Origin of the sequence: Neobacillus rhizosphaerae (genome assembly GCF_937468385.1) — a bacterium.
GTDB lineage: Bacteria > Bacillota > Bacilli > Bacillales > Cytobacillaceae > Neobacillus > Neobacillus rhizosphaerae.
Window position 1 is genome coordinate 1 of sequence record NZ_CALBWS010000055.1, and the last position, 16,064, is coordinate 16,064.

At 33.8% G+C, this 16,064-nt stretch carries 19 protein-coding genes; 3 read left to right on the forward strand and 16 right to left on the reverse strand.

What is annotated here, in order from left to right:
- Positions 1–170 precede the first annotated feature (170 nt).
- From M5A78_RS24115 to M5A78_RS24150, 8 genes are all read right to left on the reverse strand, one after another.
- On the reverse strand, positions 171–1,703 hold the full coding sequence (locus M5A78_RS24115; RefSeq protein ID WP_248737814.1) for an MFS transporter: 1,533 nt from the start codon (positions 1,701–1,703) through the stop codon (positions 171–173).
- Entirely contained in the window at positions 1,700–2,161 is a 462-nt protein-coding gene (locus tag M5A78_RS24120) for an SRPBCC family protein (protein ID WP_248737815.1), read from the reverse strand. The genes M5A78_RS24115 and M5A78_RS24120 overlap by 4 nt, the downstream gene beginning before the upstream one ends.
- A complete protein-coding gene (locus M5A78_RS24125) occupies positions 2,154–2,675 on the reverse strand; it encodes a MerR family transcriptional regulator (RefSeq protein WP_248737816.1) in 522 nt (173 codons plus the stop codon). The genes M5A78_RS24120 and M5A78_RS24125 overlap by 8 nt, the downstream gene beginning before the upstream one ends.
- A 1,123-nt stretch (positions 2,676–3,798) precedes the next feature.
- Positions 3,799–4,407: a hypothetical protein gene (locus M5A78_RS24130; RefSeq protein ID WP_248737817.1), complete on the reverse strand. Its 609-nt coding sequence runs from the start codon at positions 4,405–4,407 to the stop codon at positions 3,799–3,801.
- Positions 4,407–4,679: an autorepressor SdpR family transcription factor gene (locus M5A78_RS24135; RefSeq protein ID WP_319942333.1), complete on the reverse strand. Its 273-nt coding sequence runs from the start codon at positions 4,677–4,679 to the stop codon at positions 4,407–4,409. The genes M5A78_RS24130 and M5A78_RS24135 overlap by 1 nt, the downstream gene beginning before the upstream one ends.
- Before the next feature lie 241 nt (positions 4,680–4,920).
- The gene (locus M5A78_RS24140) at positions 4,921–5,328 is read right to left on the reverse strand and encodes a histidine phosphatase family protein (protein ID WP_248737818.1); all 408 of its coding nucleotides are present in this window, start codon (positions 5,326–5,328) and stop codon (positions 4,921–4,923) included.
- Between the two features lie 53 nt (positions 5,329–5,381).
- Positions 5,382–6,245 (reverse strand): DUF6544 family protein, encoded by an 864-nt coding sequence (locus M5A78_RS24145; RefSeq protein WP_248737819.1) that lies wholly within the window; start codon positions 6,243–6,245, stop codon positions 5,382–5,384.
- A gap of 470 nt (positions 6,246–6,715) precedes the next feature.
- On the reverse strand, positions 6,716–7,213 hold the full coding sequence (locus tag M5A78_RS24150; RefSeq protein ID WP_248737820.1) for a DinB family protein: 498 nt from the start codon (positions 7,211–7,213) through the stop codon (positions 6,716–6,718).
- Positions 7,214–7,405: 192 nt separating this feature from the next.
- On the opposite strand from M5A78_RS24150, the gene M5A78_RS25080 reads away from it, so the two are divergent.
- Entirely contained in the window at positions 7,406–7,792 is a 387-nt protein-coding gene (locus tag M5A78_RS25080; RefSeq protein WP_406603748.1) for a hypothetical protein, read from the forward strand.
- A 300-nt stretch (positions 7,793–8,092) separates the two neighbouring features.
- Here the strand turns inward: M5A78_RS25080 and M5A78_RS24155 are convergent, their stop codons facing one another.
- From M5A78_RS24155 to M5A78_RS24185, 7 genes are all read right to left on the reverse strand, one after another.
- Positions 8,093–8,440: a hypothetical protein gene (locus tag M5A78_RS24155; protein ID WP_248737821.1), complete on the reverse strand. Its 348-nt coding sequence runs from the start codon at positions 8,438–8,440 to the stop codon at positions 8,093–8,095.
- A 223-nt stretch (positions 8,441–8,663) separates the two neighbouring features.
- A complete protein-coding gene (locus M5A78_RS24160) occupies positions 8,664–8,879 on the reverse strand; it encodes a hypothetical protein (RefSeq protein WP_248737822.1) in 216 nt (71 codons plus the stop codon).
- Positions 8,880–9,216: 337 nt separating this feature from the next.
- Positions 9,217–9,852: a GDSL-type esterase/lipase family protein gene (locus M5A78_RS24165; protein ID WP_248737823.1), complete on the reverse strand. Its 636-nt coding sequence runs from the start codon at positions 9,850–9,852 to the stop codon at positions 9,217–9,219.
- A 334-nt stretch (positions 9,853–10,186) separates the two neighbouring features.
- On the reverse strand, positions 10,187–10,651 hold the full coding sequence (locus M5A78_RS24170) for a DUF523 domain-containing protein (RefSeq protein WP_248737824.1): 465 nt from the start codon (positions 10,649–10,651) through the stop codon (positions 10,187–10,189).
- A gap of 348 nt (positions 10,652–10,999) precedes the next feature.
- Complete coding sequence (locus M5A78_RS24175; RefSeq protein ID WP_248737825.1) at positions 11,000–11,863, reverse strand: GNAT family N-acetyltransferase; 864 nt, start codon at positions 11,861–11,863, stop codon at positions 11,000–11,002.
- 724 nt (positions 11,864–12,587) lie between these two features.
- Positions 12,588–12,968, reverse strand: coding sequence for a VOC family protein (locus M5A78_RS24180; protein ID WP_248737826.1), 381 nt, complete (start codon positions 12,966–12,968; stop codon positions 12,588–12,590).
- A gap of 137 nt (positions 12,969–13,105) precedes the next feature.
- On the reverse strand, positions 13,106–13,435 hold the full coding sequence (locus M5A78_RS24185; protein ID WP_248737827.1) for an SRPBCC family protein: 330 nt from the start codon (positions 13,433–13,435) through the stop codon (positions 13,106–13,108).
- Between the two features lie 298 nt (positions 13,436–13,733).
- Here M5A78_RS24185 and M5A78_RS24190 point away from each other — a divergent pair, with 298 nt between their 5' ends.
- A complete protein-coding gene (locus M5A78_RS24190) occupies positions 13,734–14,150 on the forward strand; it encodes a hypothetical protein (protein WP_248737828.1) in 417 nt (138 codons plus the stop codon).
- 165 nt (positions 14,151–14,315) lie between these two features.
- Entirely contained in the window at positions 14,316–14,711 is a 396-nt protein-coding gene (locus tag M5A78_RS24195; RefSeq protein ID WP_248737829.1) for a DUF3888 domain-containing protein, read from the forward strand.
- A gap of 376 nt (positions 14,712–15,087) precedes the next feature.
- Here the strand turns inward: M5A78_RS24195 and catA are convergent, their stop codons facing one another.
- On the reverse strand, positions 15,088–15,735 hold the full coding sequence (catA, locus tag M5A78_RS24200) for a type A chloramphenicol O-acetyltransferase (protein ID WP_248737830.1): 648 nt from the start codon (positions 15,733–15,735) through the stop codon (positions 15,088–15,090).
- Positions 15,736–16,064 lie beyond the last annotated feature (329 nt).

Here is a 16,064-nt window from a genome sequence, read left to right on the forward strand (position 1 = left end):
TAGCTTCGTTCCCATTTACATACCGTAAAACAATCTGTATTCTATCTTCTGCTGTAAATTTGGCCATAAAAAAACCCCCGTAAACGTCAGATTGGTGTCTAACATTTACGGGGCAGTTCACGATTACAACACCGAGAAATTAGGCTTTAGTTAATTTATTAACTGCTATTCTAGTTATCCGTAGATCCTTTGCTTAGATTTACGTGTCTAAGCATGGTCACAATGATTACTGCTACAACAAGCAGTAGGACTGCACTTACTCCTGCAACAGTGTTCATACCAATTGTGAAGGCTTCCCGTGCTATGGTTAGCAGTGAATGGCCTAATGAATTTGGAATATCTTGTGCAACTTTTATTGCTCCTGCGATGTTGTCCCGTGCTATTAGTGATGCTCTATTCGGTAGTTCTTGTGGAATTAAGTCGGCCATCCGATTTCTATATACAGCAGTACTAATACTACCTAAAACAGCGAGTCCCAATGCGAAACCAAATTCGGCGCTAGTCTGCGACAGCCCACCAGCTGATCCTGCCCTCTCAGGTGGCGCTGATCCAATAATCATATTAGGAGATAATGTCATCAATGGACCTGAGCCAAAACTGGTGAGAGCATAACCGGCTACTAATAAAGTCAATCCAGTATTCATTTCCACCTGAGAAAGCAATAAGAGACCTGTTACAGAAGCCGCAAGTCCTCCCCCAATCAGATAGGCAGGACGAATTTTTTGTGCAATTATTGGGGATACAAGAAAACTAATCATTTGTGCGCTCACTGCAGGAAGCATCCATAAAGCTGTTTGTAAGGGGGGAAGCCCTTTAACTAACTGAAGGTACTGCGTGACAAGCAGCATGATGATACCCATGAGCATGGTCCCCGCCAGTTGTCCTCCTACCGCTGTGCTTAAGGTTCGGTCTGAAAACAGTCTTAGATCGAGCAATGGGTTTGTTAACATACGTTGTCGCTTTACAAAAACGACACTGATCCCCAATCCTGCCAGGATTAACAAGAAGTTCAACAGATTCCACCCATAATTAGCTATTTCCTTGAAACCATAAATTAATGGTAAAATAGAAGCCAAAGATAGGAAAACGCTAAATAAGTCGAGCCGACCGGCATTTGTATTACGGTATTCAGGTAGAAGTAATGGACCTAGCAAAACTAACACGATCATGGCAGGTACACCAAGCAAAAATACCGACCCCCACCAATAATTCGCCAGTAGAATGCCGCCAATCAACGGACCTATTGCGGCCCCTCCCATGAATCCGGCCATCCAAATACTAATAGCAATTCCACGTTGTTTAGAATCGGAGAACATGGTGCTAATCAGAGCTAACGTGGAAGGAGCAATGGTTGCCCCAGCAATTCCGAGCAAAGCTCTAGACATAATTAACATCACAGGATTTATAGAAAAAGCTGACAGAACGGATGCGAAACCGAACGCCGATGCCCCAATCAATAGCAACTTGCGCCTGCCGATGCGGTCTCCAAGTGTGCCCATTGTAATTAGGAATCCAGCAAGCATGAATCCATATATATCCATGATCCATATTTGTTCAACACTGCTAGCCTTTAAGTCTATACTTAGGTATGGTAGCGCTAGAACAAGTACAAATAAATCGATGGACACAAGCAAACTGGCAAAGACCAAGACAGCAAGACCAAGCCAATCCTTAGCGTCTGCCTTCTTTTGAATCACTGTCATTGATTTTGCTCCGTCATAGATTCGTGTTTCAACACTTCACACAACTTATCCAACATGATCTTCGTACCATGTTCTCGGGCTTCTGGCGAATCATGACCATCGAAGAAAGCGCCCTGTTCAGTAAATATCAACCGAGTCTCCGATTCCTCTTGTTTAAATTCAACAGTGGTCACCGATACAGAAATACGTGTTTCACCCATATCCATGGTATAAGTATAGACAATGCGCTGATTCGGTACAATTTCCTCATATCGTGCGTTAAATCTGTAAACAGGTCCCCCTGGTGGCCCACCTGAGTTACTCTCCCGTCCTCCTACACGAAAGTCAAATTCTTCGGCCTTCTGAAACCATTGGGACTTTATAGTTGGGTCGGACCATGCCGTAAAAACACGATCACGATTGGTATTATAAACTCTTTCCACAACAAAGGTATCATGCGTAGCAAATCGATTATTCATTATTTGTTCCTCCTTTTTCTGAATCATTCGGATATCTGACAAGAAAATTGCCGAGTCGGTCTAAATGGCTCTCTATGCTCTTTTGTCTTCCAATAAAATAGGATTGATGACTTTTTTTCATCAAACTAAGCAACTTTGTAAAATCTTCAACCGTTACAGGTTTGTTTATTTGCATAAGACTTGAAATATTTTGTAGTTCTTTTAATAATTTTTGCTGCTTACTGATATTTTCCTTCAGACGACTTATTTGAAGAGATATTACTTCTGCTGGATTATAATCATCCTTGTCTAGAACAGATTTGACTTCCTCTAGTGATAGTCCTAATTCCTTTAAGGCAAGAATTTGCTGTAATCGTAAAAGATCTGACTCATTAAATAGTCGATACCCTCCTTTTGAATAGTCTGATGGAGAAAACAAACCAATTTGGTCATAATAACGCAAAGTCCGAATTGTTAATCCTGTCAACTTAGCAAGTTCTCCAACTTTCAAGTTATTCTTCTTGGAAATAATCATCCCCTCGTTTCGCGCGCATCTATTACCGGTATTTCCATAATAAACCATTACGTTACGTAATGGTCAAGTCGAATTAATTATTATTTCATAATTTTTTCTTTTTGGAATAAGGATGGTTAACAATTATCCTCTGATAGCCTTCGATATAATGATGCTCTAGATACATAAGTAAATAAATACTTTATCAAGACCCTATACATGTATCCTTATCTAGCTAACAATAAAAAAGTAATGTGTCACATGTTAAAGAATGATTTAGAACAAGCCGTTTTCGTTACAACCAATTACCTAATTCTCATTGTAAATTAAGTATTTTGCGTTCATAAAATTGCTTATTGTGGTCTATAGCAGCTTCGCTGGTATTAGTCCAACTTTTTGACTAAATCACACGCGCAACGCTATTAAATCTTTAGCTTGGTACTTACTCGTTCTTTTAACAAAGGTTGCTTTAAAATAAAGTTTGATCAAAAATACCTCACAAACCCTTATATTATGATAAATAAAAAGAACCCATTTTGAAAAAAGATTTTTATCCAAAATGGATTCTTATCCAGCAGATTTAAGTTTCAATTTTTTAAAAAAGTTTTATTATTTTCTACCTGTGTTACTCAATAATCGCGCCCGATTGTTGAAGATCGTTTCAAGTTCTTATTGAAGAAATGCATATGATAGTAAAAAAGCGTCCCTGCTAATTACAGAAAAACCACCCGTTAGCCACCCATGCAGCGGAAAAATCGTCGCTGCAACACAAAGAATGAAAATGGAAGGAAGTGTAAATATTGATATTGACCTAATCCAGTCAACCCTAATACATAGGCATATTAATTAACGCTCTCTTCTTTTTTTAAACGATTGAGCAGGGTCTTCTTTAGTGTTGTCATTTCCTATTCTTGAAGAGATTTATTTTCATGGTAGACATCCATGCCGCGCTGCGGCACCATCAAATAAATGAAAATTGTTATTTTCAGAATAGTTTAAGTGAATGTATTCACAATTTATTAACGGTCTCTTGACATTAGCAAGATATAACAATAAAGTACCTTAATCCTACCTAGATCATGGCACCTGTCTAGTCGCTGTATAATTGGACTAATGTAGACTAAAATCAGGATGCTAACTACCTTTATTTATTGTTTAAATGAAGCTGATAAGCTCTATATGAACGTAAAATAGAAACAATTAACGTGAAAAGAAGAATTGCGAAGAAAAAAATTAACATCAATTTTCCTTCAAGAAATACACAAAGTAACATTAGTAAACCCCCGAAATAAAGAGGAAAAGAAACCGGACGTAGCACTATATTCCATAATTTATTGGTTTCGGTAATTAAGTTTGGGGAACCTTCAAGTATGTTTAGTTGGAATCTTGGAAGTGTGTTAGCAGTGGTGATCAGAACAATTCCTATAGATATAGGAATTAACTGTAATAAGTCGAAATCTGTCCCAGTAGAAACAAGAAGTAATCCAATATGCAGAGAAAAAAGGATAACGGTCAAAGATAAAATAATACTATCAATGCCATTTTTTAATCTAGCATAGTTGTGATGTTTAATTAATTTCGGTAGTGTAAGTAGCTGAATGTAAATTAATATCATTGTTAAAGGAATGCTAAATAGGATTACTTCACCTGACCCATACTTTATTTCATCCATTTTTACATTTGAAACAAATAAATATAGACTCAGACCGCAACTTATAACCGTTAAGAAACCAATACCGAGTTTTTTCAGCATTATTTTTCCCCCTTTGAATTGAATTGAATGATCCACTTCATTACTTCCTGAAACACTGTAGAATTTAATGAATAATAAACATACTGACCTTTTTTGAATGCATACACCAAATTAGCATTTTTTAATACAGATAAATGTTGTGAAATCCCTGGCTTACTAATATCAAAATGTTTAGCAATGTCTCCAGCCGTCATATCTCCAAAACGTAAAAGGTCTAGAATTTTTCTTCTGTTTTCATCAGATAATGCTTTAAACAACTCGTTAATCGACAATAAATTTTCCTCCCTTCATTTAAGTAATTACTTAATTACTTAAATTATATACCTTTGGAACAAAATGTCAACTAACCAGAGGAAATTAACACATTATTTTCCTCGCCTAATTCATTCAATTACCCCTATCCAGTTTATGATAATTCATCAAAAGTATTAAAAGGTACCAAAATAATGGCTATTGACCCTACAATATGTGAAACTACCAGCATAGGTGCCTACAGTACAAATGTTACCAACTTCAGTATGATTCAATTATTTGTTGTTTAAAATGTGAGATATCCCCATGGAGACAAATGATTTGTTTATCTTCCTCGATCTCTACCTTACACAAACATGCTGGATGAATGTAAGGAGGATTCCATAAATCTGATAAAGCACTCCCTTCAAAATAAGCCATTAATATTTTTACAACAACGGTATGTGTTACAATTAATATGTTCGTTCCAATATGATTTCTGACAATATTTTTGAGCTCTGGTAGTACTCTGTTCTGAACTTCAGCAAAAGATTCACCAGAATTTAGTTTAAATAGATGTGGAGTTTTCCAGAAAGATTCGAATCGTTCTGGATCTTTCTTCTCAATTTCCTCTTGAATCTGACCTTCCCATTCTCCCAAATTTATTTCTTTTAGCTGGTCCAATCTCATGAAGGAATGCGCCCGTTACTTCAATAAAGAAATTGGACATTCTATTTTAAGCTTTAGTTTGCAACATCATATTTAATAACGATATTCCTACCATCAAAATATACGAGGTCTCCTGTTTCATAGTGCCATACAGCTTGTAAAGATGTAGGATACTTTATTCCGTTCAATTCTTTATAACCACCACAAATTGCTGACCATTTTACTTTTTGAATGTTACCATTTGTATCGGTATTTTCTCTATCGTCTGTAGTAAACATTATCATTGCTCCATTATCATCAAATGTAAAAATTCCACTTGCTGATATTCCGTAATATGTAATAGTTGCTCTTGCGTGGGTTTCATCAATTTCTTCCCAACTAACATAGTCTTGTAACGCAAGGTTAGGCATTAAGAGACTTTCACTAAGGATGGTAACAAGACTTGATTTATCCATTCCTTCACCCTTTTGGTTAAATAAAGTAAAAGCCTTAGCAATAACGCCCTTCATAGAACCAATGCCATTTTGGTATGTGTCCATTCCCTCAAAAGGGACACCATACATACTTGTATCAATGAAGGCAATTCTTGCCGGCTCATCCACAAAGTTGTATTGGATGTATTTAATCTTAAGCTTTGGTTTATCCGGGTATAACACAAAATCAACATCATTATAGTAGGCTTTCATATTGGACATTTTTGGCGTGCCAATATATCCGCAATATTGAAAATGTTTTTGAACTGGTGATGGTAGTTTCGAAATATCCTCAATAGTAAAAAGTCCATTTTGTGGCTGCATTTCTGATATTTGATTACTTGTTATTTCTTTGAATTCCGATTTAGTAGGCGAATAAGAAAGATTAAACCATAACATAACACATAAAACTATTAAAACAATTACGCCTAAAAGCCAAACCATTATCTTTTTACCTCTTTTCATATTATAGGAACTCCTTTATATAAAACAAAATGGCAAAGCAATAAGTTATATAAGATATACTTTCTTAAACTTCGAGGTTTCCATTATTCTACTACCTCAATTTCGTGGTAAATTACTTATTTTTATCTCTAAATGTGTTGATTAGAAATTTACTATCCTTCTTACGCTTGTTGAATTACTTCGGGTATATTAACAAGTTTCGACACTCTTTCAAATATTCCTATTTATTTCACAAAATCGTCTATATTTCTAATAAATACAACTAATTTTCTTAGGAAATGATTCTCCACAATCTGGCCCAATACACGAAAAAGACGCGTTTCTAAATAAACGCGACCGATTCTTGAATATCATTTTTGTTATAATGAATATAAAAACGGATTCAGTCCGCAAACTGAGTTAAGAAATGAAATAAATTCAGATAGTACAAAAAATCCGGCAGGCGCCGGCTTTTTTGCATCATGACGATATCAGCTCTTTTGAGCATTCATTGCTTCCCATTCTTCTTTGCTAGGACCATATACGCCAGGAACTGTCAATTCAGCTTGTCTCATAAGGACAGTCAATTGTCCGCGATGATGAGCCTGATGTTGAATTAGCAGACGGAAAACAGCCTGAACTGGCATGTCCATTCCAAATAAATTCACCATTTTGTTCATTTTTTCATCTGAAACCTGTTCAGAAAATGCTTGTGTTAACCGCTGACTTACTATTTTGTATGTCTCGCTGATTTCAGCAGCTGATTTCGGTGCCTCTTTTTGAAGATCAGGAATCTCAAATTTTAATCCAACCTGTGAAGGAAAGTAGTAAGCTGCTCCAGTAATATGCCAAGCTAGGCTTCCAATGCTGTTTAATCCTGGAGAAACCTCCTGATTCAACGATTCATCCGTCAGCACATCCAACACTTTTTGGGTAGAAGCTGCTTCTTGTTTCCATTCGTTTAAGAAATCATTTACTGATGTAAACATTCCATTCCCTCCTTAAATTAGCAAATCCTTTATTTTTTTAACAAGCCTTTCAAATTCATTGTATCATGTTCAGCTAACCATCCGCTTCTCTCAAAGGCATATTAATTTAAATTATCTGTTTTATTTGTTATTCGGCAGTTTCATCAAGATCTTGCGCATAAGCCAAAATTCCACGTTTAAAATAATTTACTAATTTTTATCACTGCCTCTTTGGTACTATCACTAATAAATACACAGGCTTTATTGGCTAAATTATTTTCTTGGATATCTTTTATTTTAGCGTTTGTTTGGACTATACTTATTAAATTGTATAACAATAAAAATCCCCAAAACAAAAGTAAATTGAATAGTTTTATTCCGTACGAATTTCGAGAAATGGATGAAGGGCAACAATGGGTAACTTTTAAGGCTTGTCGAAATGTCAATATTTATTACAGTCTTGCAATCCCCGTTGTTACCATCATTTGCTTTGTGTTTTCCCAAAATATATTCGTCCCGATATTGTGTATAGGAGCGTTAGGCGTAGGACAATACATCGTTTATTGGATGACAACTTTTCGTCTCTTAAATCGGACCTAACAGAAGAGATAGGAAATTCCAACTTATTCAAAATTTATTAAATTAGATTTATGGAACTATTGTAGATCAAGTTTATTGTTAATCCACTACCGAGTGGATTGTTGAACAAGTGGCTAATATTCAATTCAAGTTAAAAACCTCGTCATTTTTCGACGAGGTTTTTAATTTTTATAGGGCAATTTTTTTTTTGCCAAATTGTACGTCATTTTAGCTTATAATTTTCAAAATGCACCTTACAACGGAACTCTTTATAAAAATACAGCATGCTTCTAATATAGTTCTGTTATTCAAATTCCCAAACTATGATTTTCCTTTCTTACTATAAATTCCAAAAGCAATAACTCCAAATAAATAGCCTATTCCAGTTCCTAAACTAACTGTAAATACTAGAAAGCTTGGTTTGAAAAACATGCCAAAAATTACACCGATAGCACAACCAAAAATCATTCCCATTGGTATTAAACTATCTATTAAATCTTTAGCGTCTCTTGACTTTTTAATACCTAAACACACTCCTTTACAACAATCTGGCCCGATCCATAAAGAAGGACGCTTTCTTGCTAAAGAAATGCGCCCGTTTGTGAAATATAATAATAACGCAAAGGGTCCTATCATTATTTGTCTATTGTTCCGTTCAATTAAGATCAAAGTTAAAATATTCAGTCCTATTCATCAGAAAATCTCAGTCTTATTCTTCATTTTTAATAGTTATTAACGGTTCTTCCTCATTGACTATTTCATAGAAATCACTGTTATATTTATTTTTTATCCATACATATTTTTGTTCAAAAAAGCTTATACCGAATATATCACTGGGGTAAGGTCTAATATCATATATCTTAGTTCCAGTAGTTGGGTTATTTACTTTTTTTTATTTCATTTGAGAAAAATCATATAAGATTTTATCTATTAACTGTTTATCCGTTATGGAAATGTCTGTGTCTGTATTATCTAAATATTTTTCAATTACAGTTCTATCTATTTTAGATATTTCTTCTTTCGGAACAAGCTCTAGGAAGGATGAATATTTTGCTTTATTTAGAAAAAAAGTAATTCCTAAAACAATTATTATTAATGCAGTAACCAAATAAATATATCATTATTTCAAATATTTCCCTCCCGTACCGGAATCCGTATTTTTTTATAAAGTTTCCTTCTTTTCAAATATCTGAATAATTTCTTTACTTTCCTAACAAGCTTTATTATATTTTAACATTAATATCCAATTTTGATATTAGTTTGTTATTAAAGAATATGGCCCTTAAATGAAAAATGAGCGCTTATCCTTGTTCAAGGATAGCGCCCGATTGTTGAATATAGAAAATAGCAAAAGGCTGACGATGATGCTCAGCCTTTTGCTAGAAAAATAATAAGTAATAGCTCATAAAACAAAAAGGATTAGATTATACTTACAGCCTTTAGCCCTATAACGGGGAATATCCGAGCCTACTAAAAGCTAATGCCATTTGATAGTATCCCCTACTATTAGGATGAACTCCTCCTGATGATAATAAAACTTTTTCATTCCCCTTAAATACACTATAGATATCAGCTACTTTAACATTCAATTCCCGACCAAAACTGTTAATCAATGAATTAAACGCTCTAATCGCCTCATCTGCTATAGGAATTTCGATAAATGGATTGTATAAATTCATTAAGCGTAAAATATATTTATCTTGTTTGTCTAGGTGGTGAATTTTTTCTAATATTTTTGAGATGTTATTCCCTGATTGTTTAATAGCATGAGATATACTTTCTTCGTTTTTATTTATTAAAAATCCTTTAGCAGCGTTTATTAAATCATCCCCTCCAGCTGTTATCGTGATGATATTTGCACAATTTACAGCTTCCGTAACAATCGGGGCATTGAGCATAGTTAAAACATCCTCTGTCGTTGCTCCTGACCTTGCATATTTTTGATAAGAAATACGCTTTTTTAAAATTTGCTGGCTTTGACATCTGTAATATTCAACAAACCCAGGGTCCAAAAACGGAATACCGATACCCACAGTAAGGGAATCGCCTATCGCAAGATACCGTAAATGATTGAAATCCATATTTCACCTCAACTAATTAGTTATATTCTTAAACTATTCAGTAAAAGATGAATGGAGAAGCATTAAAAAAGAACAGGCAAACGATGCCTAGACAAAGATAGCAATTGTCGTCACAAAGAATCAATAAAAAAAATTATATAATTACTTCTGTGCAGAGATAATAAAGTTGTTTAATTTAAACCCGTGAAATGTAGTAACCACCTACTAGATTAATTTGTAGGTGGTTTTAAAGATGTTTAAAAATAAATCTTATTTGTTGTAATCTTTAATTTGAAGAAATAATAAAGTAGATTAATTTTCGGAGAGCGAATCGTTCAGAATATGCCCCTTATTTTTAAATTTCATCCTTTAAATTCTCTAACTCACATTCAGAAATCACTTGAATCCCATTCCTTTTCAATAAAGCTGTCGTTACTCCAACTCCAGCTACTTTTTCACCAACAAATTCTCCATTATAAATTTCTTTACTTCCACAAGAGGGGCTATATTCTTTTAAGACCACATGAGTGACTTTCATTTCTTGTGCTATCTCTAATGTCTTTACAGCACCGTTTATATACAATTCCGTCACATCATTCCCTGAACGTTCTATAACTTTAGCTTTTCCAGTTAAAACATCATAACCATTCCCACCTAAGATTTCAGCAGGCTCTCTTGGTGTGTTAAAACCACCTAGTAGTTCAGGACAAACAGCTATTGCTTTCTTTTCAGCAATTAATTTTTGAATTGTATTATCTAAACAAGCTGTACCATTATATCTTACTGGATTTCCAGCTAAACAAGAACTGACTAAAATCATGTTGCTCACCTCTCGAGATCAGTTTCATTGATTAAAATAACTGCCTATTATTAACTAAACAAATATCGAAATATTCTTCCTTTTATTATACAAGGAAATTAAAAAAAGATGGTATGAAAATTCAATTTCGTACCATCTTTTAAACAACTTTATTTGTTTTTAAACGACTTTATTGTAATTTAACAACTTTATTTTCACTTAATAACTTCTTAACTAATTTAAGCTGAAATATACACAGCTTAATCAATTAACTTGTATATTTCAGCTTTTTTTGACATCGTAAAAAACCTCACTTACTTATGATAAGGTTCCCCATGACGGATTGAAATGAGGTTATGTCTAATCGTTTTATGTTTGAGATATCCTAGGAAATCGGGCGAGTGTCGGAAAGCCTTTGTTAGTGGTTGTTCGGATCATCCAATTGCTAGATGTATCTACTGCTACTTTTAGATTTTTAATAGGTTGATCAGGTGTAAAGTGACAGACTACTGTTTTCACATTCTTCGGAGTGATTAGCTCAACAAGTTCCTGTAAATCTACTTTCCTTGGTGAAAGTATGTCATATAGATGCAGCTGATCTCCATCTATTTTAAAAATAGTATAAACATCATCCTGCGGTCGATGGACTAAGTCCCTAAAACCTAATGTATAGTAGAACATCAGAACATGCTCATCGCCTCGCGCGGATAAAATATTTGAATGAGGTTGAGATTGTTTTTTAATTTCTAGCATCATATTTGGTGGAACAATGCATTTTTCTAACGGTTCATCGATAAGCTGGTATCCTTTTAGATCAATAACATATTGGTTCTCATCATTGGGCGTAAAACCACATTTTTGATAGAGAGGTACTGCCTCAGCATCAGCTGCTAAAAAATATAAATCATATAGATGGTCATAATCTGCAAGTACTTTACTTAACAGCTGGTATGCTAATCCTTGTCTTCTATATTCAGGATCAGTCATTACCGTTCCAATCTGGATAGCCTTCTGTATTTTCCCATCAATGATCAGTTCCATTGTATTGAGCGAAACATTAGAAATCACTTCATTATTATTAACATAGCTGTAGCATATATAGTTTTCATTCCAAGAGCCCTGTTGATACCACTCTTCAAAATCAATACCAAAGGTCTTTTTAGCTAGATTGTTAAATGATAACCGATAGTTATTGTTGTTTTTGTAGACTTTAATAAATTTATATGTTTTCATTTTTCACCTGAAACCCTTATATTTTATTTGGCTTAATTAAAGCTAACTACAATATATTTTTGTTTGCCTTCAACTAAGTAACCTGTATCCAAAAGCACATCATCCAATTGGATTAATTTTCTCTTATAGGCAAGTGAAACAGATACTATTGGTCCTCCAATGATTCTTTTATATCAAGTATACCATTTAACAATAAATAAATAGATTGAGTCTTGTGTAAATATAAAAACTCAAATATATTCACCTCCAATTATTTGAACTTATAATTATGGAACTTTAATTGTACAACTGCATAGCTGATTAGTTAAATAATTATTATAGAGTGTTAAGTGGGAGATAGCGTGTATAAAGAGTTAATTGAACATTGGATTGATTATTGTAATGCTGAGAATTTTATAGGAATTGGTTCAACAAGAAAGGTATATTGAATTTTGATTATGTAATAAAATTACATATAACTCCTATTGGGTATAAGTAATCTTTAAAGGAATTAGAAATATATAAATTTATGATAGACGAATTAAATTCCTTCTTAACTATTTCATTTAACTCAAAAATCCTCATTCCTTTATATGGCCCAATACACGAAAAAGACGCGTTCTTATATAAACGCGCCCTTTTCTTGAATAAACAAGAAGCTCATAATAGCTGGTATTGTTCAATTAATAATCCTCAACCGTTAGTATCAAGGATTGTTCCTTATATAGTGAGCCTTAACATTTTGTTAGTTCAAACGATGGACAATTTCATATTGATTTCCACAGGGGTCTTCAAAATAAAAAGCATAATAAGTAGCGCTAATTGGAAATATTTTAGGCCCACTGGTAATCTTACCACCAATTTCTTTAACAAGTTGGGCAAACCTGTCAACTTCCCAGCGGTCTTTCGCCCAAAATCCAATGAGATTTCCATTAGGTTTGTGTGAAGAGTCTTCAGTAATAGCGAAATAAGCTACACTCGGTAGATTTCCTTCTGTAGCAAACACATTCCAATTTTTACTATGAAACGTTTGAGTAAATCCAAGCTCAGGAAGAAACTTCTCATAGAAAGGCAAGGCTCTCTCCAGATTAGTTACTCTAAGGTCGATGTGACTAAATGGATTCATCACCTATATCCTCCTTTAATATTCAATTCTATTAAAACTGTATTCTAAACGGAATTTTGCGACCTTTCCCTTATTCCCTCTAGAACTGTTTCCCAATATACTTTCATTTCTTCTCTAACATTCTTGTCCGAAAGATTCTATTGATGAAAACTTATCGTTGTTTTATTACTTACTTTCGATATAATACGGACTTGAACTGTAGACGGTCTTTCCCAGTCTTCTTTTTGCCAAGTTAGGCGAATCTTTTGTAACGGCTTAACTACCCGGATTTCACCTGACCCTGTTTTCGTAATGTATTTCTGACCTGGATGAAGAATAATGCTAGTACTTTCCCCCAACCATAAATTAAACCCTTCTTCAGAAGTAATAAGCTCCCAAGCTTTCTCCTGCGAGATAGGGAAAGTCCTTCTAACCCCTACTTGAAATCCAACGCTTTTCGTTTGTCCAATAATTCTCTGGTTATCCATTTCTTCACCTCTCAATCTTTAACGATTATTGTTACTGATTGTTATTTCGATTTACTGTCTAATAATTACTTCTCTTAATCCGCAATATGGCCCTATAAATAAAAAAGACGCGTTCCTAAATAAACGCGCCCGATTGCGGAAGAACAAGAAAATGATTATGATTGCTGCTAAAAGCTTGTTGAACTAACGCACCCCGTTTGTTTAAGTACAATTATTCACAAACTCAAAATTGCTGCTACATAATCGACATTTTAATACCACCTTAATTATTGGGGAAAATACCTTTGAGGTGATTAGAGTGATTAAAAAGGTTTTAATAAGTTTTTGTATTTTTATACTATATACAACCCATGCTATGGCTCAAACTAATCATCAAATACAAATTATCGATATAAAAAAAGGTAAAGTTATAAAAAATGTTCAAAAAAACCCCGATTTACAACAAGAAGTAGAGAAATTTCTTGAAGGAATAACAGGGGTTTACGTGAAATTGAACCCATATCCTAATAATGGGTTTGTGATAAAAATCCCTTTAGAACCTAATGTTACGGTTGAAAATCAATGGTTCAATGACCTTTTAGATGAAGTAATGATTATTTTTCCTGTTCAAGAAAATCCATATTTATTGGTTTTTGACAATGAGAACCAACCATATTTCTTTAAATTTCAAGGCAATACAAGCAAATTCTTGGGATTATTGAATTTTAAGCCATAAACCTCAGAAATGAGGTTTATTTTATGCATCTTATTAAACTGAATCGTTAGAGAGCAATAAGAAAAAGGCTGCCGTAGGCAACCTTACCTTTTTTCGATCAAGCACCCGTTAATAAGATTTTCTTTAAGTGTTAATTATAAGAGAAACCTGGAATGGAGGATTTTTATGAGAAAAAGCATTTTCATATTTATTGCCTGCTTAACCCTTTTCTCTTATTCACCTGTTAAAGCTGAAACCGTAACTAAAAATGATGTACAGTTGCGTGATGACTTGATTTTCATTATGCTGTATCCCTCAATTCAACAGGAATTGAAGAAGCAATATGGTGAAATTAAACAAAATAATTGTGGTAAAATAACCCAAATTAAGAAGTTGCCAATAGGCACTTTCTTATTTAATGTCACCGTGCAGGTGACAACATTTGAAGGTGCTCACGGTCCTCCCAATGATTTAGTGACGATCACTTTTAGTAATGAAAAATCCATAGAGTGGCAAGCTATTGATTTCAAAAGAAGAGTGTTAAAGCCAAATGAAATAACTAAATGCTGGCATCCTTTGTAAAAAGGGTGCTTTTTTCTTCGGATATTCTTCAACTCCCTGCCATTTAACTCAATAAGAAAAAACGCTGCCGAAACAACGTTTTGTTCAACTCTTGCTATCCGTTAGCCACCCATGAATCGAAAAATCATCGCTTCACCACAGAGAATGAAAGTAGGTTTTTTGTGGTTATACTGATAATGCGACATGAGGTTTAATTATAGGCTCAGCTTTTTTAAAAATTATTATTGCTGGGTCTACTTTAGCATTGTCTTTTTTTGATTTTCATTGTTTTGTACTTCCATAGTAGTTTAAATGCATTTATTCACAAACTTAAGTATTTCTATTAAAAAAGGAACTGTTACACACAGTTCCCTCGGTTTTATCCTCCAATGACCAGTTAAACCCAGTCTGCACTTTCATCAACAAGTCTTTGTAAGTCATTCATAAAAACACTTGCATGATAACCATCACAAACAGCATGATGAATTTGTAAAGAGACAGGTAGGAATAATTCATCATTTACTTTTGAATATTTCCCTCCAGTTATTATTGGTAAGAGAAAATCTCCACTATTATTAATATTTAAATTAAATGCTGTAAAAGAACTCCAAGGAATCATAGATATCGGAATATTATTATCTGGTATAGGTGTTTTTGGAAATAAACTACCCGTACCAGTGTAATTTTCTACATCCTTTTCATATTGAGAATGAAACTCAGAAAAATTAGCTAAATTTGGTGACCAGATGCCAGAAAATGTGTGCGTCTTCTTATCAAAAATGGTATAGGAAGGGCAAATCTCTGTCCAATAACCTAAATTACCTTCTGAGTTAAAACTAGTTCTAAATTCTCTGTGAGAATTAACTATTTTTGTAACCATAAAAATAAACGCAGGATATAACTTATAATTCTTTTTCTTTAAGTTCTTAATAAGAATAGTAATATTAATTTCATTCGTTATACTGAATGTTGTTTGTTGCTGTAAATAGTGTTCAAAGTATTCTTTTCGATACCAATTGTCACGATTAATAAAATTGAATTTCATATTCAACGCCTCCTAATATACTTAATTTTATATTAGGAGGCTTTTTCCACTGCTTTTTTCATGATAGTCATCCTTTTTATATACAATTTCATGCAACTATATTATCAAGTATCTCTAACTAGAGTCAACAAACATTCTTCCACTATCCTGCCCGTTTGTTGAAAAAGAAATGGGATTGCCGTAGCAACCTCACTGTTCAACTCAAGCACCCGTTAGTTCCATAAGAAAATGAACAAAAAGGGGTAGAAGCAGATATTGTATCTGTTTTTCTACCCTTTTATTTTTCAAACTAATTAGAGTTTACTTGGCTATTAATAAAATTGTTTGAT